Annotated in this window: 17 protein-coding genes; 9 read left to right on the top strand and 8 right to left on the bottom strand. The window is 41.3% G+C overall.

What is annotated here, in order from left to right:
* Positions 1–154: 154 nt before the first annotated feature.
* The 3 genes from MUS1_RS04645 to MUS1_RS04635 all read right to left on the bottom strand — a co-directional run bounded on the left by MUS1_RS04645 (position 155) and on the right by MUS1_RS04635 (position 2,663).
* Positions 155–976 (bottom strand): HAD family hydrolase, encoded by an 822-nt coding sequence (locus MUS1_RS04645; protein ID WP_036159653.1) that lies wholly within the window; start codon positions 974–976, stop codon positions 155–157.
* 94 nt (positions 977–1,070) lie between these two features.
* Positions 1,071–1,421, bottom strand: coding sequence for a HopJ type III effector protein (locus MUS1_RS04640; RefSeq protein WP_036159651.1), 351 nt, complete (start codon positions 1,419–1,421; stop codon positions 1,071–1,073).
* Positions 1,422–1,463: 42 nt separating this feature from the next.
* A complete protein-coding gene (locus MUS1_RS04635; RefSeq protein WP_036159649.1) occupies positions 1,464–2,663 on the bottom strand; it encodes a Bcr/CflA family multidrug efflux MFS transporter in 1,200 nt (399 codons plus the stop codon).
* 242 nt (positions 2,664–2,905) lie between these two features.
* On the opposite strand from MUS1_RS04635, the gene MUS1_RS04630 reads away from it, so the two are divergent.
* Together MUS1_RS04630 and MUS1_RS04625 are read left to right on the top strand one after the other, a co-directional pair.
* Entirely contained in the window at positions 2,906–4,771 is a 1,866-nt protein-coding gene (locus tag MUS1_RS04630; protein ID WP_036159647.1) for an ABC transporter ATP-binding protein, read from the top strand.
* Between the two features lie 86 nt (positions 4,772–4,857).
* A complete protein-coding gene (locus tag MUS1_RS04625) occupies positions 4,858–5,187 on the top strand; it encodes a DMT family transporter (protein WP_036159645.1) in 330 nt (109 codons plus the stop codon).
* 96 nt (positions 5,188–5,283) lie between these two features.
* Here the strand turns inward: MUS1_RS04625 and MUS1_RS04620 are convergent, their stop codons facing one another.
* From MUS1_RS04620 to MUS1_RS04610, 3 genes are all read right to left on the bottom strand, one after another.
* On the bottom strand, positions 5,284–7,041 hold the full coding sequence (locus tag MUS1_RS04620; protein ID WP_036159642.1) for an alpha-amylase family glycosyl hydrolase: 1,758 nt from the start codon (positions 7,039–7,041) through the stop codon (positions 5,284–5,286).
* 201 nt (positions 7,042–7,242) lie between these two features.
* Positions 7,243–8,469 (bottom strand): glycosyltransferase family protein, encoded by a 1,227-nt coding sequence (locus MUS1_RS04615; RefSeq protein ID WP_036159640.1) that lies wholly within the window; start codon positions 8,467–8,469, stop codon positions 7,243–7,245.
* Between the two features lie 70 nt (positions 8,470–8,539).
* Positions 8,540–9,361, bottom strand: a complete 822-nt coding sequence (locus MUS1_RS04610) for an HAD-IIB family hydrolase (protein WP_036159638.1) — start codon at positions 9,359–9,361, stop codon at positions 8,540–8,542.
* A gap of 142 nt (positions 9,362–9,503) precedes the next feature.
* Between MUS1_RS04610 and MUS1_RS04605 the strand changes: the two genes are divergently transcribed.
* Complete coding sequence (locus tag MUS1_RS04605; protein ID WP_051436103.1) at positions 9,504–10,391, top strand: DMT family transporter; 888 nt, start codon at positions 9,504–9,506, stop codon at positions 10,389–10,391.
* 325 nt (positions 10,392–10,716) lie between these two features.
* Here MUS1_RS04605 and MUS1_RS04600 read toward each other — a convergent pair whose 3' ends face one another.
* Positions 10,717–11,376, bottom strand: coding sequence for a flavin reductase family protein (locus MUS1_RS04600; protein ID WP_036159636.1), 660 nt, complete (start codon positions 11,374–11,376; stop codon positions 10,717–10,719).
* 331 nt (positions 11,377–11,707) lie between these two features.
* Between MUS1_RS04600 and MUS1_RS04595 the strand changes: the two genes are divergently transcribed.
* From MUS1_RS04595 to MUS1_RS04580, 4 genes are all read left to right on the top strand, one after another.
* Positions 11,708–12,106, top strand: coding sequence for a hypothetical protein (locus MUS1_RS04595; protein ID WP_036159634.1), 399 nt, complete (start codon positions 11,708–11,710; stop codon positions 12,104–12,106).
* A gap of 187 nt (positions 12,107–12,293) precedes the next feature.
* The gene (locus MUS1_RS16360; RefSeq protein ID WP_036159630.1) at positions 12,294–12,542 is read left to right on the top strand and encodes a DUF6868 family protein; all 249 of its coding nucleotides are present in this window, start codon (positions 12,294–12,296) and stop codon (positions 12,540–12,542) included.
* Between the two features lie 100 nt (positions 12,543–12,642).
* Positions 12,643–14,433, top strand: coding sequence for an ABC transporter transmembrane domain-containing protein (locus MUS1_RS04585; protein WP_036159627.1), 1,791 nt, complete (start codon positions 12,643–12,645; stop codon positions 14,431–14,433).
* Between the two features lie 15 nt (positions 14,434–14,448).
* A complete protein-coding gene (locus MUS1_RS04580) occupies positions 14,449–15,465 on the top strand; it encodes a hydrolase (RefSeq protein ID WP_245595746.1) in 1,017 nt (338 codons plus the stop codon).
* Between the two features lie 110 nt (positions 15,466–15,575).
* Here MUS1_RS04580 and MUS1_RS04575 read toward each other — a convergent pair whose 3' ends face one another.
* Positions 15,576–16,013, bottom strand: coding sequence for a DUF3010 family protein (locus MUS1_RS04575; RefSeq protein ID WP_036159623.1), 438 nt, complete (start codon positions 16,011–16,013; stop codon positions 15,576–15,578).
* Between the two features lie 313 nt (positions 16,014–16,326).
* Between MUS1_RS04575 and MUS1_RS04570 the strand changes: the two genes are divergently transcribed.
* Both MUS1_RS04570 and MUS1_RS04565 read left to right on the top strand, forming a co-directional pair.
* Positions 16,327–17,559: a pyridoxal-phosphate-dependent aminotransferase family protein gene (locus MUS1_RS04570; RefSeq protein ID WP_036159621.1), complete on the top strand. Its 1,233-nt coding sequence runs from the start codon at positions 16,327–16,329 to the stop codon at positions 17,557–17,559.
* Positions 17,560–17,807: 248 nt separating this feature from the next.
* A complete protein-coding gene (locus MUS1_RS04565) occupies positions 17,808–18,800 on the top strand; it encodes a Bug family tripartite tricarboxylate transporter substrate binding protein (protein ID WP_036159619.1) in 993 nt (330 codons plus the stop codon).
* Positions 18,801–18,891: the final 91 nt, after the last annotated feature.

The raw sequence follows: 18,891 nt of genomic DNA, 5'->3' as shown, positions 1-18,891 counted from the left end.
ATTATTGTCACGATCATGGTTTATTATGATCGTTCGGTAAAGTCACATTTTGTAACAGCGGTCTTCTTAAAGTTTCCATTAAGCAAATTGAAAATAATCAGTCACCCTGATAATAATGGAGGGTAATGGTTAAAAATCAACCCTTTATAAAATATTAAAGGTCGTAACGCTTTCGTAAGTACCTTGCGACACCGTCTTCATCATGATGACCAATGACATTGGTTGCCGCTTCTTTCACATGAAGAGAGGCATTTTCCGTAGCAAAAGCTTCATCAGCCGTACTGAACATGGAAAGATCGTTATCACCATCTCCAAACACTAGCATTCTTTCGGCACCAATTTCATCCTTTAGTTCCTTCAATGCTGAGCCTTTACACACATTACTATGATGTATGTCTAACCAATACGCATCAGGATTGTAAATTCCACCTCCAGAATAGGCCGTGAGATGTTCGTGCTTATGACTTTCTTGAATGATGTTGTTGATTAACCCAGGGTTTCCCATAGCACTTATGTTGGTGATTCTGGCATTGTGAGAGAGCTCTGCTAAAGGGTGGAGGCTCATATGTTTGTGGTTGCCTAATTCATTCGCAATGTGGTCGCTCATATGCCCATTTAAGGGTGCATGGAAAACTCGATGTGAGCCATCGTCTTCTAAACAAAAAATGAAAGGTGTTACTTCATTTTCTTCAAAAGAAGAAAGAAGGTCTACGATGTGGCTTTGAGATAGCAAACTTCTATGACGATACTGGCTGCTTTCAGGGTTCCACCATTCAACACCGTTTTTGAAAATTTGCCAGTTAGGAAAGTCATGGCCTTGGATGCAAGGCATAGCTGCAAAGTGAGTTCGGCCTGTGGCGACCGTATAAAATACCCCTGCGGACTTTAAACGCTCGAGAGTCTCTATTGTGTATTCAGAAAGTCGCTGATGCTTATTCAGTAGAGTGCCATCGAGATCAAATGCAACTAATTCCATAACTACCTCATATTCATGGTGTTTGGCACTATCGCACTTTGTGGATAGTGAGTCCAACCGCTGGTGATTATTTAATAAAATAGTGATTGATGCGTCAGTGTTTGCTGACTAAAGCAGATGAACCAAAAGAAATACCAGACCAACCGTTTAGGATGAATTGGCGTATGTTCTGGTGATCACTTGCTTCAGGATTTCCAAGAACATCTACACGGTAGAAATCACCAAACAAATGCAGAGTTTCTGCTTCTGTTAATTTGTTAATTGTCGCGAAAGAAAAAATCTTACAAGAGCCATTGTTTTCATTTACAGCGTTATTCTGTTGGCCGTTGAGAAAAGCCGTTGGTGTAAAATCATATTCACGTTCAATGACGTCAATAACTTCTTTAAATTGCACTTGTTCTGGTGACTGTTTGATCTTTTCAATAAGTGTTTGCGTGCTTAGCATTGGAACTCCAAATTCTGATAAAAATGTTGGTATTGAATACGTCTATTCAGTGCTTTCTAAGATTGGTTTAGCGTACTTGGTTGTGACTTTAAAGCAAATGAACGCAATGATTCCGCAAGTCGCAATGGTCGTTAGCATTGGGACAAAAGTATCATCATGGAAAATACTGACAATCGCGCCACCTAATGCACCAAAAGCAAAGCGTGATGTCCCTGCTAGAGCCGTTACACTACCATTATGATTACCTGCATGATTCAGTGCACCGGCCATCAACCCACTTCCTAGAATCCCCAGTGGTCCCATAAATAATGTGCTCGTTATGATGATTAATATTAATGGTGGGTTTTCAAAGAAGGTAAGTACCAACATACATAATGATGCGGTTAGCGGAATATAAAAGGCGTATTTTGACATTATTTCTGTACCGAGTTTTTCCACATAACGACCATTGATCGTTGATGCGATCATCATAGCAATGATGTTAACTCCTACTAGAAAACCAAAATACTCTGGTTTAACACCATAAAACTCGATATAGACAAAAGATGCGCCAGTAATAAAGCTCATCATGCCGCCAAAATAAAAAGCAGAGGCAACGAGATAACCCATTACTAATTTGTTTTTAAGCAGAATATGGTAATTATGAATGGCATTACCAAAGGAAAAAGGTGTGCGTTTTTCAACGGGTAATGTTTCAGGGATAGTTCGTAGAAATAACACCATCGCTAGAATAGCCATGACACTTAATAAAACGAAAATATAATGCCAGCTCCAAATAGTTAAAATGGCGCCGCCAAGAATCGGTGCAATTAACGGAGCAATGGCCATTACCAGCATTACCATAGACATAGTTTTTGCAAATTTATTAACCGACATGCCGTCTTTTATTAATGCTGGAACACATACCGCAACCGCTGCACCACCCAGCGCTTGTACCGCTCGACCAATAAGAAGAACCTCATAATTCTGCGCGAATGCGCATACTAGGCTACCTATTGCATAAACCGTCAAGCCACCAACAATCACCGAGCGTCGACCTAAGGCATCAGAAATAGGTCCGAAGAGGATTTGCATAAAAGCAAATACCAATAAATACATACTGACTGTCATTTGTATTAGGTCAATATTGGTATCCAGTTCTTCAGCTATGGTTGGGAGACTCGGTAAATACGCATCAATGGCTAATGGCGTGAGCCCAGCCAGCAGGCCGAGAACTAAAATAATAGAGAAAGTAGGCTTCATTATGGTCGCTTAATAAAAGAAGTAAGTAGGGCTTCATTGGAGCAAAGACAAAAAACAGGTTCAAATTATAATAGTTTTGAGCCTTATTATCAGAATAAATTATGCAAACACTAAGTAAAGAGGCTGGATAATTTTATGACCCCTATCTTTTCTGGTTTTCAATTATAGAACGTGTTTCAATTTCGCCTCTTGTTTTGTTACCTCTTTTTATAGTTCGGCGTTAAGGTTTAATAAGGAATATTATGTTACGTTTTTTCGAAAGATGGGTGTCTGCTTTTCCAGAGATAGAAGTTGAACAAGCCCCAAAAACGCTGTTTGCATTTTGCCGTTATTATTCGAAAGGCGTAGAAGTACCGCTTATTTTAATGTCGATGCTAACAGCCATTATTGCCATTTTAGAAGTGACATTGTTCAGTTTTATGGGGCAACTAGTCGATTGGCTGGTTAATAAAAACCCAGATACTTTCCTTGCAGAAGAAGGTTGGCATTTATTTTACATGTCTTTGATGATCCTCATCGCCATGCCGTTAGCGACGTTTGTACATTCCGCTATTATTCATCAGACGTTATTGGGTAATTACCCAATGCGAATTCGTTGGTTATCGCACCATTATATTTTGCGTCAAAGTATGTCGTTTTTTCAGGACGAATTTGCAGGTCGTATTTCTACTAAGGTGATGCAAACATCCCTTGCGGTTCGTGAAACCGTAATGAAATTACTTGATGTGCTTATGTACATCGCTGTGTATTTTGTTTCTATGGTGGTGTTGATTGCCAATGCTGATTATCGACTCATGCTACCTATGTTGGGATGGTTGGTTTTGTATGTGGGATTGCAGCTTTATTTTATTCCCAAGTTGAAAAAAATATCGGCAGAACAAGCGGATACTCGTTCAACCATGACGGGGCGTGTTGTTGACAGCTACAGCAATATTTCCACCGTTAAGTTATTTTCACATCATCAACGCGAAGCAGAATACGCAAAAGATGGTATGGATGGTTTCTTACAAACCGTTTATAAACAAATGCGCCTTGTGACTATGTTAAGTGTTGGTGTGCACACATGTAATTACTTGCTCACATTCTCTATTGCAGCCTTATCTATTTGGTTATGGACAGACAGTATTATCAGTGTTGGTGCCATCGCCATTGCGGTCAGCTTGGCTCTTAGAATGAATGGCATGTCCCAATGGATTATGTGGGAAGTCAGTGCCTTGTTTGAAAACATAGGCATGGTAAACGATGGCATGAAAACATTGTCTCGTCCGATTGAAATTGAAGATAAAATTAATGCGCCAAAGTTAACGGTATCAAAAGGTGCAATCAACTATGACGCAGTTAATTTTCATTATGGGAAGACGAATGGCAAGGTTATTGAAAACCTTGTCTTGTCGATCAACGCAGGTGAAAAAGTTGGTTTGGTTGGTCGTTCTGGTGCCGGTAAATCCACCATAGTGAATTTGTTAATGCGTTTCCATGATATTGAATCTGGGCAAATACGAATAGATGGGCAGGATATCAGTGCGGTAAAACAAGATTCATTGCGCGCACAAATCGGTATGGTGACGCAAGACACGTCTTTACTGCACAGAACTGTTAGAGAAAATCTCATGTATGGTCGTCCTGATGCCACCGAAGAAGAAATGATTGCGGCGGCGACAAAAGCCGAGGCTCATGAGTTTATTCAAACCTTAACAGATCCATTTGGTAATTCAGGTTACGATGCCATGGTGGGTGAGCGAGGCATTAAACTTTCAGGCGGTCAGCGTCAACGTATCGCCATTGCGAGAGTTTTATTAAAAGATGCACCTTTGCTGATTTTGGATGAGGCAACATCTGCATTGGATTCTGAAGTGGAAGCTGCCATACAAGACAGTTTGTATAAATTGATGCAAGGTAAAACGGTTATTGCCATTGCTCACCGTCTTTCTACAATTGCGGCGATGGATCGTTTGATTGTCTTGGATAAAGGCAACATAGTAGAGCAAGGCAGTCATGAGGAGCTGATTCAGCAGTCTGGCATTTATGCATCACTTTGGGCGCATCAAACCGGTGGTTTCTTAGCAGAAGACATTGATTTAGAAAAAAGTGACGATCTAGAAAAATAAAGATCTAGAAAACTAAGGGATGTCGAAACGTAAGATAGACAAAGCTGAAGACGTATTTGATAAATAACTAGCCTTAAGGATAGTACATGATTTACTTACTTTTATGTTTGGCCATACTGGCAGAAGTAATTGCTACCTCAGCATTAAAAGCGTCGGACTCTTTTACTAAACTGGGACCCAGTATTATTTTGGTCGTTGGTTATGCCGTTGCTTTTTATCTATTGAGTGTTGTTATGCGCTCTATGCCGACAGGTTTGGCTTACGCTATTTGGGCTGGCTTAGGTGTGGTTCTTATTTCTTTGTATGGTTACTTTTTTGCCAATGAAAAATTAGATGCTGCAGCCTGTATTGGTATGTCTCTGATTGTCGCTGGTGTCGTCGTGATTAATGTGTTTTCCAAAACCGTTAGTCATTGATATAGTTTAATTTTTTATAAAGCATTACTTTTTAAAGTATATAAAAAACGCGCTTAGTATTTAGATTCTAAGCGCGTTTTTTGTTTTTAGATCAGATTAATTGATTTTGATCTTGCCTTTTTTATTCGCCAGCCAAACGAACTGATAGGGCATTAAAGTAACCTTGCCTAGGTGATCTTCATAGATTTGTTCTGTTACAAGATCCATCCACACGTCTGTTGCAATTAAATTCAGTTCTGAAAGGTTAAAACTCTGTGGTTGATCGGTCATATTGTAGACCGCGAACAAACTTTGCCTTCTATCTAAACTCTGACGCCAGAAGGCAAACAGGTTTTCGCCCATGTGCAAAATATATTGTGTCGCATTTGGATGGAAAGCGGGTTGTGCTCGGCGAATCTGAGTAAGTTTCGTCACACTTTGAAAGACCTTTTGATGATGCGTATTGGTATTCAACGCATGATCCAAGTCTTCCATATCCCAAATGTGGCGGTTGATTGAACGGAAATGTCCGGTGTTTGAAACACGCTCCATGTCGTTCTCTGTTCCAAACAAACTATGAATATATAAGGCTGGAACGCCTTCTAGCGCCATCATCACGCCAGTAGCACAAAGGAAGCGGGCAAACTGCCATTGATCAGGACCCTGTTGAGCTGAACCAGACAAAGCGTTCCAAAGACTAATGTTAATTTCATAAGGCTTGGATTCACCTTGTGGCGTAGTACGAGCGCTAAGCTTACCCCCAAAACGTTTCATCGTATTGATGAGCGTTTCCAATTCCCATTCAGACAGTAAGCCTTCAGTAGGGCGTAAACCAATACCGTCGTGAGAAGCCAAAAAGTTTAAGTAAGTGGTGCCTTGTTGAGCGGGTGGCATGCTCATTAACCATTGTTTCAAATGGCTGCAATTGCCTGTTACCAAGCTATTAATTAACAAAGGCGGTAAAGAGAAGTTGTAAATTAAATGGGCTTCGTTGGCATTACCGAAATAGGTTAAATTTTCTTGGTTCGGAATGTTGGTTTCTGTGATGATCACAGCGTCTGGCGCGTAATGCTCAATCATGAGTCGTAACAAGCGAATCATTTCATGAGTTTGCGGCAAGTTGATCGAAGTGGTTCCCGGAATTTTCCAAAGGAACGCCACGGCGTCTAAACGAAACCAGCGAATGCCTTTTTCAAGATACAATCGAATAATGCGTAAGAACTCTAAAAGAACATTCGGATTCTCGAAGTTCAAATCTATTTGGTCGTGGCTAAAGGTGCACCAGACGTGTTTTTCACCGTTTTTTGTCTGTACTTCTCGTAACAATGGCGATGTTCTTGGGCGAACCACAGCACTTAAATCTGCGTTTGGATCGGCTTCGTAAAAGAAAGACGCACCTGGATCAACACCGGCTTTGAAATTCTCAAACCACATGCTTCGGCTTGAACAATGGTTAATAACCAGATCACCCATGACTTTAAAGTCTTTTGATAAAGCAGAGACATGATCCCATTTACCGCAAGATGGATTGACCGTGGTGTAATCCATGACGCTAAAACCATCGTCTGAACTGTAGGGGAAAAACGGCAATAAATGCACGGCAGAAATCGAGTCGGATAATTTGTTTTTAACGAATTTATGCAAGGTTTCTAAAGGCGCTTCGCCTTCGCGACGCAAAGTATCTGCATAAGTGATTAGCATGATGTCAGACTGATCCCATATATTTCTATGGGGGCGGGGCGTCTCTGTCATCGGGTCTAAATGAAAGGTAGCTAAGCATTTCTTAGCGAGTTCCACATTATCTAGGTCGGGATAAAGCAATTGCAAATGGGCGATGAGTCGCTGTTCCAGGTGCGACAAAGGTACATTTTCCATATTCACCTACCTTTCTTATTTAATGAGTGAGTGAAAGCAACGAATCCATATTTAGCTCAATTAACAGGTCGTTGCTTATCGATTTTTAGAGCTCGGTTTATTGCACCCCGAACTGTTTATTTAGGCGCTACTATTTTTTAGCCCCAGATTTTATTTAGGCCTGATTTTTTTAAGCCCGACTTTTTATTTAGGCCCGACTTTTCATTTAGGCCCAAATTCTGCCATATCCAATTCGACGGCCTCTGACAGCTGTGACATTACACCTGGAAATGCGCTTTGTACGCGGTTCCAGCTAGGGATGAAAGGTGTTTCCATTGGGTTATCTAAATACTGTTCACCCGCTTTCATGATGTTACTAGCAAACAACTCTACCGCTTGTTCTTCAGAGTGAACATCCAGTTTAAGGCCATTGATTTCGGCATCGTTACGATAGGTTTCTATGAAATCTAACGCGACGCGGTAATAGGTCGCTTTAATTGTACGGAAGGTTTCGTGATTAAAGATGGTGCCATTTGTCGCCAGCTTTCTAAAGATTGCCTTAGTGATATCAATCGACATCTTAGATAAACCACCATCATCATTGTCAGCGGATAAATCTTGGTGCTTGTGATCGTAAATGTCCGCAATATCCACCTGACATAAACGGTTGGTAGAAAAGTTACGGTACATTTCACTCAATACGCCAATCTCTAAGCCCCAATCGCTGGGAATGCGCAAATCCGTCATTACATCGCGGCGGAAAGAAAACTCACCAGCTAATGGATAACGGTAGCTGTCCAGATAGTCTAAATAATCTAACTGACCGAAGACTTTTTTCAATGAATACAACAGCGGCGTCACTAGTAAACGGCTGACGCGTCCATTCATTTTGCCATTGGCAGCACGGGCATAGAAACCCTTACAGAATTCGTAGTTAAAGTTTGGATTAGCAACTGGATAAATAAGACGTGCCAATAGTTCACGATCATAGGTCACTATGTCGCAGTCATGCATTGCGATGGATTCTGCTTTGCCTGCGGCTAAGTTGTAACCCATACAAAACCAAACATTACGACCTTTACCCGGATCAGATGGCGACAAATGCTCGCCTTTCAAAACACTGTCGATGGCTCTTAAACGCGGGCCATCATTCCACAGCACCTTGTAGTTTTGTGGCAAAACACTAAAGAACTCTAGCGCGTGTTTGTATTGATCTTCCGTTGCTCTATCCAAACCAATGATGATTTCAGATAGATAAGGAACCTCTTGCAGATGTTTCAGAATATTCGGCATTGCGTCTGTTTCTAATTCAGAATACAGACAAGGGAGAATCAAAGACATTGGGCGGGTTTTAGCAAATTCGCACAGCTCTTTTTCCATTTCTTCTAACGGGCGATGCGCCAAATTATGAAGTGTGGTGATGATACCGTTTTGATGAAAGTCACCCATAAAATTCTCCTAATGTTGTGGTGTCATTATTTTTTATATTTTGTGTTTCTTAAGTATTTAAATGTACGTGTTAACTAATCCCTTGTTTACTGAGTACTAAATTAATCGCCTGAGCCCAACCTTCAGGACCATAAGCATCAGTTAACCAAGCGTCGCTTCGATTTGGTACTTCTGGTGGCGCATGAACGGGAGAGCGAATCACAACGGGAATATCCGCTTTGCTCAACATGCCTATGTCATTTTCGCCATCGCCTAGTGCCATGGTGGTGATTTTTTCATCTGCTTGGCTTTCGTAAACATCTGTTAGCCACAGCATAGCGTTGGCTTTATCGCAGTGTTTACCCATTAAATGAGAAAAACGACCGCCTTTTTGAATTTGAACATCAAACTGATCGAGGTGTTGACGAAGCGCATTTAACGCAAGGTTCGAATCATTCCATAGCATAGGCTCGGTGAACTCACGTTGCATAGCCAGCTTGGCATTTTCTTCACCCAATCCTGTGATAGACATCAAGTCTTGATAAGACATGTCACTAAAACGTTTGAAGGTATATTTCTCAGTTTGGTCGTTGGTTAGCTCAATGAGTGTTTTACGAGTAGGGCCGAAGGCTTTTAACCAATAGTCGCCACAATCTTCTAAAGGCTCATCGATAAAAAGAGATAAATGTTTTGGAATATAAACAGCAGAACCGTTTTCCACTATGAAAGGATCTTGGTGGCCAAGCTCATCTCGAAGGATAATAAGCTCTTTAAACGTTTTACTTGTATTGATCACACAAGGAATAGAAAACGTTTTCAATGACTGCAATGCCGAACGCGCAGCGTCAAAGCTATAAGTATGATGGTCGAGTAACGTACCATCTAAATCTGAAAACACTAAAAGACTTGTCATGTAGGTTCCGTATATAGGCAGATCAAAATGTTATTAATCTGCGTTAGTAATAGACTTGCAAATCTGGTGCCAGTGCCCGAAACTGGCTTTTTTGGATTACCGAGGTAACAGCTCAAGGTTAATTGAGCTTTTAAACAAATTGATGACAAGTTCGCTACGTTTGTGTGTCTTAATCGCTGTTTCTTTATTGGCCTTTGCTGCTAATTCTGTTTTATGTCGTGTTGCATTGGATGGCGGACTGATCGACCCTGCAAACTTTACCCTATGGCGTTTAGCTAGCGGTGCGGCAACCTTGATTTTATTATGTCTTTTAAAATCTCTGAAACAACAAGACACCTCATTAAAAACAGTCTGGTCAGAAGGTAGCTGGTTATCAGCTATTTCGCTGTTTATTTATGCCATTGGTTTTTCGTACGCCTACGTTACCTTAGAAACTGGCATTGGCGCCTTGATCTTATTTGGCGCGGTGCAACTGACACTCATACTTATGGCGGTTTCAACAGGACAAAAACTGCGCGCCTTAGAATGGCTCGGCTTAACCCTTGCCTTCGCCAGCTTTGTTTACCTTGTGTTTCCAACGTTGTCATCACCGTCATTGATCGGTTTTATCCTGATGACATTTGCAGGTATCGCATGGGGTTTGTACACATGGCGCGGGAAAATTTCCTCGAAGCCCTTGTTCGCCACCACCTCCAATTTTATACGTACTTTGCCCATCCTATTAGTGACCTTAATCATCATTGGATTAAATGGTGAATACCAAATCAGTGGAGGCACTTTTGATGGAATTCTTTTCGCCGTTGTTTCCGGTGCCTTAATGTCAGGAATTGGCTACGCACTTTGGTACGCGGTACTGCCTTCTATTAGTGCTTCCATGGCGGCAGTTCTACAATTACTTGTCCCAATAATCGCCACCATCGGCGGTGTCATATTTGCCAGTGAAGCCATAACTTTACATTTAATAATCGCCACTTGCGGCGTATTAGGTGGCGTATTACTCGTCATCTTAGGTAAAAAGAAAGTTCACTAATTGCGCTTTTTTGGTGCGTTATATTTGTAACGCATCAAAAAAGACACTTCAATGAGTCCTTGTAGGTCGCCCTTCAGGGCATCAAAATCTCATCACCAACGACCTAACTCAACGATCACCAAACCCATTCACTCAATATTAATTTTTTAGATAGTCGTTCTATCTTGTTCATCGGCTTTGCTTTATCTCATGTAATGGATTTGGTCTCTCTGCAAGGGGGAGGAGACGAAAGATGGCTTTGGCGTTAATAGGACCTTTAAAACCCAGTAATTCCGTAATGTATATTTCGCGATCTTTAAGCTTTTGCCCATACTTCATTTACAACTTACTCAATTGGGCCATGTAATGGAATATCGAGCGCTTCTTTATGAGGCTTGGCGTAGCTAATACGTGAAAGTCTGGTGGTTGAGTGGTAACTGTCTAAGCCAGATATTGCGACTGTATTGGCTGATTCAATATCAATGTAGCCGTCACTTTTAATAGCAGACGATTCACAAATGATATGGGTGATTTCACCAATAACTAATAAGGTATTATTGAGTTTAATTGGCGTGATTTCTTTTACGGTTAATGCGTATTTTATACGGCTTTCTTTAACAAATGGTGCGGTGACATCATCAATAAACTCTGGCGTTAACCCAACGTGTTCAAACTCACTTTCATCTCCGTCATAACGGGCTGACGTTTGGTGTGCCTTGCGCCAAAAATCCTCACTGACTTGGTTGATCGTGTATTGGCCTGTGAGTTTTATATTTTCCAACGTATGGCGAGAAACTGAGTCAGGTCTCATAATGAAACCAACTAATGCGGGTGACGCGCCTAAATGAAATATCGAACTAAAGATGGCTAGATTTGTTTGTCCTTGAGCGTTGCAAGTGCCTATTAAATTCGCACTTTTAAAACCGGATAAGCTGTTAATGAGTTGCGCACGATAACGTGATGTCATTTCGTTTAGGCTTTGAAGGTCAAAGTGTTGAGTGGGCATGTGGTGTCTCTCTGCTGTTGATTGGTAATCTTCTATTTATGATACGTTGGTTTACTGTTTCAAGATCACTTTACACTGGAGATCCGATGAAATCTGAAATACAAACGAAATTCTCAACCTATCCTGTTGACGCTCAAAGGTTGCTCAACCGTATTAACGCTGTGTCTTTAGGCAATATCCTCAGGAAGGTTTTTAGTAGGCTTAAATTCAGGTAATAACCGTGAGCGCTTTCCCGTTGCTCGTTTTGTGGTTTGGCGCTACTCTAGAATGCAATAAATCAATCATAAACTTTCCTGTTCTAGCGACGTTACACAGAGGATCCTATTACTGCATGAATATTTTTATCACTTACGGTTCAGCTGTTATTTTGGTGCTTTTAGGAACGTTTCTGTCTTACATTGAGTTCCTGAATGACACGGATTGGTTGGCAAGATGCGGTTCTATGATTGTCGTTATGGGTATCTTGTACACTATTTTAGAGTTTTATGAACATCAATATGATCACATAACGCTCAAGCGTCAGGCTCCGAATTTATACGCAGATATTAAGCATGAACATAAACACCTTGAAGAAAAGAAAGTTAAAATTTGGAAAAAAAATGCGGAAGAATTAGAAGACGAAATCAAAAATGGATTAGAAAAGAAAACCATGAAGCACGAAGGTATTTTATTAATGACAGGTACATTTATATGGGGTTTCGGGGATTTACCTTTCAAACTGATTTTTTAATGGCTGAGGGCGTTATTAAATACCAGGATTTCAGTCTGAAGTGCCATAGATTTGATTTTGGATTACCAAGCTCACTTTCTTAAAACCCAGTCATAAGTCATGACTTAAGTGATTAGCACGAGAAACATTATGGGCTGTTACGGTGATGGGCTAAAGTGTATTTCAATCAACAATAAGGAGCCCAACGATGATAACACTTTCACAATTAACAGAGTTACTAGGATGGGCGTCACTTTTGAACATTGGCGTGTTGCTTTTCGCGAGCATCGCACTGGTTTCTATGAGGTCGTTGATCACTTCGACACATAGTAAGATGTTTGGTATTCAAAAAAGTGAGTTATCAATTATTTATTTTAATTATTTAGCGAATTATAAAACGCTGATCTCTATCTTCATTATTATGCCGTACATAAGTCTAAAAATAATGGGGTACTAAAAGAGATCTTTGCATGAGAGGTCTACACTTGCTATTTCTTCTTTTCTTTCTTGATACAATGTAGCCTACTTCAATCTATTCCACGTAAAAGGCCTTTTCTTTGCCACATTCCTCAGAATCCAAAACACCGACAAGCGCATACCAAAGTTTATTCCCTATTTTTACCTTTATTAAACCCTATCGAGGAACGGTGGCGTTGGCGTTGTTTTTCCTCATGTTCACTGCTGGGGTGAGTTTATCGCTGGGGCAGGGGGTGAAGATGGTGATTGATAGCGGCTTTATTTCTGGTTCTGTCGATCAGCTGACGAGCACCATTTTAATATTGATTGCGATGATCTCTTTGTTGGCATTCGGGACTTTTTTTCGCTTCTATCTTATGTCTTGGCTTGGCGAGCGGGTGAGTGCGGATATTCGAACCGCGGTGTTTAACCAGATTGTTCGTTTGCATCCGAGTTATTTTGAAGAGAATCGCAGTGGTGAGTTGATGTCTCGATTGACCACAGATACCGCCTTGTTGCAGTCCATTATTGGCTCGTCTTTTTCTATGGCGCTACGTTCATTTTTTATGTTGCTGGGCGGTCTGGCTATGTTGTTTATCACCAATCTAAAGCTCTCTATGATTGTGGTGATTTGCGTTCCGCTTGTGTTAATTCCTATGGTGATTTTCGGACGCCGCGTCAGGCGTTTGGCGTCCAGTAGCCAAGATGCGATTGCTGATATTGGTACTTACGCCGGCGAGATTATTCAAAATATCAAAGTTGTACAGAGCTATAACCATGAAACTCTTGAACAAGCCGCCTTTGGTCAAGAAGTAGAAAAAGCCTTCGATGTGGCGAAGAAGCGTATTAAACAACGCTCGTTTTTGTTTGCGGCAGTGATTTTATTAACCTTTGCTGCGATCAGTGTGATGTTATGGGTTGGCGGTACGGACGTGATTGCTGGGAAAATGACGGGTGGTGAACTCGGTGCCTTTATTTTTTACGCCATCATGGTTGCCATGTCGATGGCAACGGTAGCCGAAGTGTATGGCGAATTACAGCGCGCAGCGGGTTCTGCCACGCGTTTGTTGGAGTTGTTAGACATTGAAAGCGCGATTACCTCGCCTATCAATCCGTTACCTCTTCCGCATAAGAATGATGATCGTAAAAACGGGGTAGCGATTGGTTTTCATAACCTTGATTTCTATTATCCTTCTCGCCCTGATGTGGCGGCTCTCAGAAATATAAACGTCACTATTGAGCATGGACAAACGGTTGCCTTAGTTGGGCCTTCGGGGGCTGGTAAAACAACTATGTTTGAAATGTTGCAGCGTTTTTATGATCCACAGAAAGGCAATATCACGCTCAATGACATATCTCTTGAGCAATTGTCACTCTCTGAACTGCGTGACGTGATGGGCATGGTGCCACAGCAACCTGTGTTGTTTAGCACGAATGTGATGCGCAACATTGGTTACGGTAAACCTCAGGCGTCAAAAGACGAAATTATCGATGCAGCGAAACGCGCCAATGCCCATGAGTTTATTGAACAATTACCAGAAGGCTACGAGAGCTTTTTAGGCGAACAAGGCGTGCGATTATCAGGCGGCCAAAAACAACGCATCGCGATTGCCCGCGCTATTTTGAAAGATCCAGATGTTTTGTTATTAGATGAAGCTACCAGTGCACTGGATGCGCAGAGTGAAGCCTATGTGCAAGAAGCGCTCAATAAATTAATGGTGAATCGTACGACGATTATTATTGCCCATCGACTTGCCACTGTGATTCATGCCGATAAGATTGTCGTGATGGACAAAGGGCAAATAGTTGATACGGGTACGCATCAGTCTTTGTTGATTAGTTCACCACTTTATCAGCGCTTGTGTGAGTTACAGTTTGAGCAGGCGAAGTAAATGGATGGGATAAGGTTGGATACATTTAAACCTCATTTTTTATTACGAAATAAACATGTTCAAACCATGTATGCGACGTTTTTTAGAAAGCCTATTTCTCTGGACATCGAGCGTGAAATGTTTGAACTCAGCGATGGGGATTTTGTTGAGTGTTTCTGGTTAGATAAACCTAAACAAGGAGACAAAACGCCGATTGTTGTCTTATTTCATGGCTTAGAAGGCTCTTATGAATCGCCTTATATTCAAGGAATGATGCAGGCATTGCAGGCGAACGGTTATGCTTGTGTGCTGATGCATTTTCGCGGTTGTTCCGGTAAAAATAATCGTTTGCCACGCTCTTATCACAGTGGTGACACGGCCGATGCAAATGCGTGGTTTGCTCATCTTGAAGAATCGTTTCCTGAATCATCTCTGTATGCGGTTGGGTACTCTCTCGGCGGGAACATGTTGTTGAAACTGTTAGGGGAGTCTGGCGAAAAGAGTTTGTTAAAAGGCGCTGTAGCCATCAGCGCACCGATGTTGTTATCGAATAGCGCAGAGACAATCACCAAAGGCACAGCGCGTGTTTATCAGCAATATTTATTGAAGCCTTTAAAACAAAAGCTGCTAGAGAAATATCAACAACATGATATGGAATCACTTTTGGGGAAGTCTTTATCTCAAGTGAAAAACATTAAAACCGTTCGTGAGTTTGATGATGTTTATACGTCGAAAATCAATGGCTTTAAAGACGCGGAAGACTATTACGAACAAAATAGTGCCCAGCAATTCCTTCCGACTATTAGAACCAAAACACTTATTATTCACGCACTGGACGATCCTTTTATGACGCCAGTGGTATTACCAAATAGGGTGCTTGGTTCTATCGAGGGAATACAGCAAAACGCAAAAAATGATGGTATGCCATCATGTGTAGAATTTAGTATTCAGCAATATGGCGGGCATGTGGGTTTTGTTGGTGGTACTCCTTTAAAGCCAACGTATTTTATAGAGGAGCGAGTCATTCGTTTCCTTGATGAGCAAGGAAAATAAGCTGAACTGTGTTGTCTAATGTTTATGCGCTCAGATAAAACACAATAAAAAACGGAGTCAGTTAATACTGACTCCGTTTTTTATATTGTTCTTAAGTAAAGAGTTAGAGCTTACTCTTCAACAACATGTTCAGACAACGCCGCATAAGCAACTGTGAAAGCGCCTTCTTGGAATGCTTTTAAACCTGTGGCTTTAAATGGAATCGGCATTGGATTACGTTGAATGATATCTTTGATTTTGGTGCTATTGAAAAGAACAACTTCAACCGTATCGATTAATTGGATTACTGCTTCAATTTTAAAACCGACAGAACTGCCTGCAAACTTACCCTTGGTTAGGCGTTCACGAATAACGGCTTTCTGCACTTTATAATCTTCGAACAGCTTTTTAAGCATAAATTGAAATTTACGCACGCTGTCTGTGTCGTTTGAGTTGCTTAATGTGTGTCGTATTTGACGACATTCTGCTATCTGAAAAAGTCCGTCTTCTTTAGACAAAAGACAAAGAATGACTTCGCTGCCTTTGATGTCGATACCGCAAGTAATCATAAAAAGATCCTGAATAGGGTGGTTTCGCGCATTATCGCATAGTTTTACAAGATCGCGCAGAGTAAAAAGTACTGCATGTTAATAGTCAAACGAGTCAGATCTAAGGTGAAAAGGAAAGCTTATGGTTAATTACACTATTTTCGCTTTACTGTCTCTTATTCTTGATAAGAATATTGTACTATTTCAAAATATTATTTCGTTAAAATCTAAAAAACGACATTTTCTACTATAAAGAGTCTGCTGAAAAAAGATTGATAGCTGTTTTTCATAGTTGAAATGTTTTCTTCAATCCTTGCTAATAAGGCTGCATAAAATGACTGCTTCATCGCCAATGGGTATTCCTCGTCCCCAGGTGAAAACTTTAGATGAAATCCTTCCTCACGAACCTTTGTTGATGATGGGCGCGGGCCCTGTCCCTATCCCAGAACGTGTCGCCAAAGCCAACTCGGTTGTTATTAACCATCTTGGTAGCGTAATGGCCGAAGTAATTGGTCAAGTAAAAGCCATGGCGCGCTATGTTTTTCAGACGGAATCTAAATGGGTGATTGGCGTTGCCGGTCCGGCCTCGGCCGCGATGGAAATGGCCGTAGCAAACTTGATGCAGCCAGGTGAACGTATTTTATGTATCAACAATGGTTTCTTTAGCCATCGTATGGCGGAAATGGCATTGCGTGTTGGTGCTGAAGTACATGAATTGCATGTGGGTGTTCTTGAAGCGGCTGATCCAGAACGAGTTCGAAAAGCCATTGAAGAAACTCGTCCTAAAGTATTAACCATGGTGCAAGGTGAAACCTCTAACACAGTGTTTAATCATAGCCTTCAAGAGATCACTAAAATTGCTAAATCTTATGGCTGTTTAGTGGTTGTTGATGCAGTTTGTACATTAAGCACCATGCCGTTGAAAATGGATGAATGGCAAGTAGACGTTGTGATTACAGGTGGTCAGAAAGGTTTATCTTCTATTCCTGGTGTCTCTCTTTTGGCCTTCTCAAATGAAGCATGGGCAGCCGCAAAAGACCGTGAAAAGCCACCTGCACAATGGTGTTTTGATATCCAATTGGCAGAGAATTTCTGGCATAAAGATGGTTACCATTATACCGCACCTGTTTCTGGCATTATGGCGTTGCATGAAGCCTTGAAATTAGTGTGTGATGAAACCCTAGAGAACCGTTTTGCTCGTCATTTACGTTGTTCGAAAGCCCTTCAATCCGGTATTGAAGGTATGGGGTTGGAGCTCTTTATTCCAACTGAAGCTCGTTTGAATTCCGTTGTTGGTATTAATATTCCTGAAGGTTTAACCGCAGGGCAAATTTGCCGTCACATTTCTGATGTGTATCGAGTAGAAATTGCCGGTTCATTCGGTCAGCCAATTGTTCGTATTGGTCAAATGGGTGAACAGTGCCGCGAACATAATTTGTTCCGTACTTTGCACGCTTTTGGCAGTACAATGCGCGATTTAGGTATAAAAGTTGATCAACCTAACGGTATGGCAGAAATGGAATCCTACTTACAAAAGGTGCCACGTACCTTGTATCAAGTTGCATAACGAACTTTCAAACGTTATTTGAGACAGAGTTAAATCGGAATGCCTTCCTCCTTTAATAGGGTGGAAGGCATTTTTTTTGCTTTAAAATGGTGCATAAAAGGGTTTTGTCATGATTAAGTAAGAAAAAATGCCCCATGACAGGGTGGTGACAGGTTTGAGGGTTATGGTTTATGTAATCTTGTATTACTGAAATCCTCATTTTCGTAATCTGATTATCTTACAAAAAAAATAACAAGCAGGAGATAACCATGCTTAATACCTTTTCTTTAAAGACTGTTCTTATTTCTAGCGCAGCAGCGCTAACTATTGCTGGACAGGCTTACGCCTACGAACCAGCTCGCAGTGCAGAATGTATTGCTCCAGCAAACCCAGGTGGTGGATGGGATTTTACTTGCCGTAGTGTAGGTAAAGTATTAGTAGATCTAGATTATATTAAAGGTAACGTTCAAACCGTGAATATGTCCGGTGCTGGTGGTGGTGTTGCTTTCGCTCACACAATCAGTAAACGTGCTAAAGACGACAACCTAATTGTTGCCGCTAGTACAGCGACAACAACTCGCCTTGCTCAAGGCCAATTCCCAGGAATGAATGCAGACCAAGTGAAATGGGTTGGCACATTGGGCGCAGACTACGGCATCATCGCAGTAGGCAAAGATTCAAAATACACCTCTCTTACTCAAGTAATGGAAGCCTTGAAGAAAGACCCAAGCTCTGTGAAATTTGCTGGTGGTAGTGCTTCTGGTGGCTGGGATCATTTGAAAGTTTTGATGACAGCACAAAAAGCCAACGTAGAAAAACTGCCTCAAGTTCGTTACTTAGCATTCAGCGGTGGTTCTGAAGCATTGGTTCAAGTTGTTGGTGGTCACGTAGATGCTTTCACTGGCGATATTTCTGAAGTTAAAGGTTTCATGGACTCTGGCGATTTACGTGTTCTAGCCGTACTTTCTGAGCAACGTTTACCAGCACCGTTTGATGCTATTCCAACGGCTATGGAGCAGGGAATTGACTCTATCGCACCTAACTGGCGTGGATTTTACGTACCAGGCGATGCGAGTGCAGATTCCTACGATTGGTGGGTAAACACAGTTGATGAGTTGTACGAAACTCAAGAATGGAAAGATGTTATGACTAAAAATGGTCTTATCCCATTCCACAAATCTGGTGCTGATTTTACTCAATTCGTAAAAAATCAAACACTAGAAATCCGTACTCTTTCTCAAGACATCGGTTTAATTAAGTAATGGCTTAATTTAATAACGTATTAGCTGGATAATGTCTTAGTTACATCGGACCGCTATTTGTTGGAGGGGGCAACCCCTCCCGTTTTCTTTC

It is taken from the genome of Marinomonas ushuaiensis DSM 15871 (genome assembly GCF_000521805.1).
Lineage (GTDB): Bacteria > Pseudomonadota > Gammaproteobacteria > Pseudomonadales > Marinomonadaceae > Marinomonas > Marinomonas ushuaiensis.
This window is presented reverse-complemented; position numbering and strand designations above follow the sequence as displayed.

What these genes read in the sequence shown, in the direction of transcription:
- MUS1_RS04645 (WP_036159653.1), bottom strand. Translation starts at nt 976, where the DNA reads ATGGAATTAGTTGCATTTGATCTCGATGGCACTCTACTGAATAAGCAT.
- MUS1_RS04640 (WP_036159651.1), bottom strand. Translation starts at nt 1,421, where the DNA reads ATGCTAAGCACGCAAACACTTATTGAAAAGATCAAACAGTCACCAGAA.
- MUS1_RS04635 (WP_036159649.1), bottom strand. Translation starts at nt 2,663, where the DNA reads ATGAAGCCTACTTTCTCTATTATTTTAGTTCTCGGCCTGCTGGCTGGG.
- MUS1_RS04630 (WP_036159647.1), top strand. Translation starts at nt 2,906, where the DNA reads ATGTTACGTTTTTTCGAAAGATGGGTGTCTGCTTTTCCAGAGATAGAA.
- MUS1_RS04625 (WP_036159645.1), top strand. Translation starts at nt 4,858, where the DNA reads ATGATTTACTTACTTTTATGTTTGGCCATACTGGCAGAAGTAATTGCT.
- MUS1_RS04620 (WP_036159642.1), bottom strand. Translation starts at nt 7,041, where the DNA reads ATGGAAAATGTACCTTTGTCGCACCTGGAACAGCGACTCATCGCCCAT.
- MUS1_RS04615 (WP_036159640.1), bottom strand. Translation starts at nt 8,469, where the DNA reads ATGGGTGACTTTCATCAAAACGGTATCATCACCACACTTCATAATTTG.
- MUS1_RS04610 (WP_036159638.1), bottom strand. Translation starts at nt 9,361, where the DNA reads ATGACAAGTCTTTTAGTGTTTTCAGATTTAGATGGTACGTTACTCGAC.
- MUS1_RS04605 (WP_051436103.1), top strand. Translation starts at nt 9,504, where the DNA reads ATGACAAGTTCGCTACGTTTGTGTGTCTTAATCGCTGTTTCTTTATTG.
- MUS1_RS04600 (WP_036159636.1), bottom strand. Translation starts at nt 11,376, where the DNA reads ATGCCCACTCAACACTTTGACCTTCAAAGCCTAAACGAAATGACATCA.
- MUS1_RS04595 (WP_036159634.1), top strand. Translation starts at nt 11,708, where the DNA reads ATGAATATTTTTATCACTTACGGTTCAGCTGTTATTTTGGTGCTTTTA.
- MUS1_RS16360 (WP_036159630.1), top strand. Translation starts at nt 12,294, where the DNA reads ATGATAACACTTTCACAATTAACAGAGTTACTAGGATGGGCGTCACTT.
- MUS1_RS04575 (WP_036159623.1), bottom strand. Translation starts at nt 16,013, where the DNA reads ATGATTACTTGCGGTATCGACATCAAAGGCAGCGAAGTCATTCTTTGT.
- MUS1_RS04570 (WP_036159621.1), top strand. Translation starts at nt 16,327, where the DNA reads ATGACTGCTTCATCGCCAATGGGTATTCCTCGTCCCCAGGTGAAAACT.
- MUS1_RS04565 (WP_036159619.1), top strand. Translation starts at nt 17,808, where the DNA reads ATGCTTAATACCTTTTCTTTAAAGACTGTTCTTATTTCTAGCGCAGCA.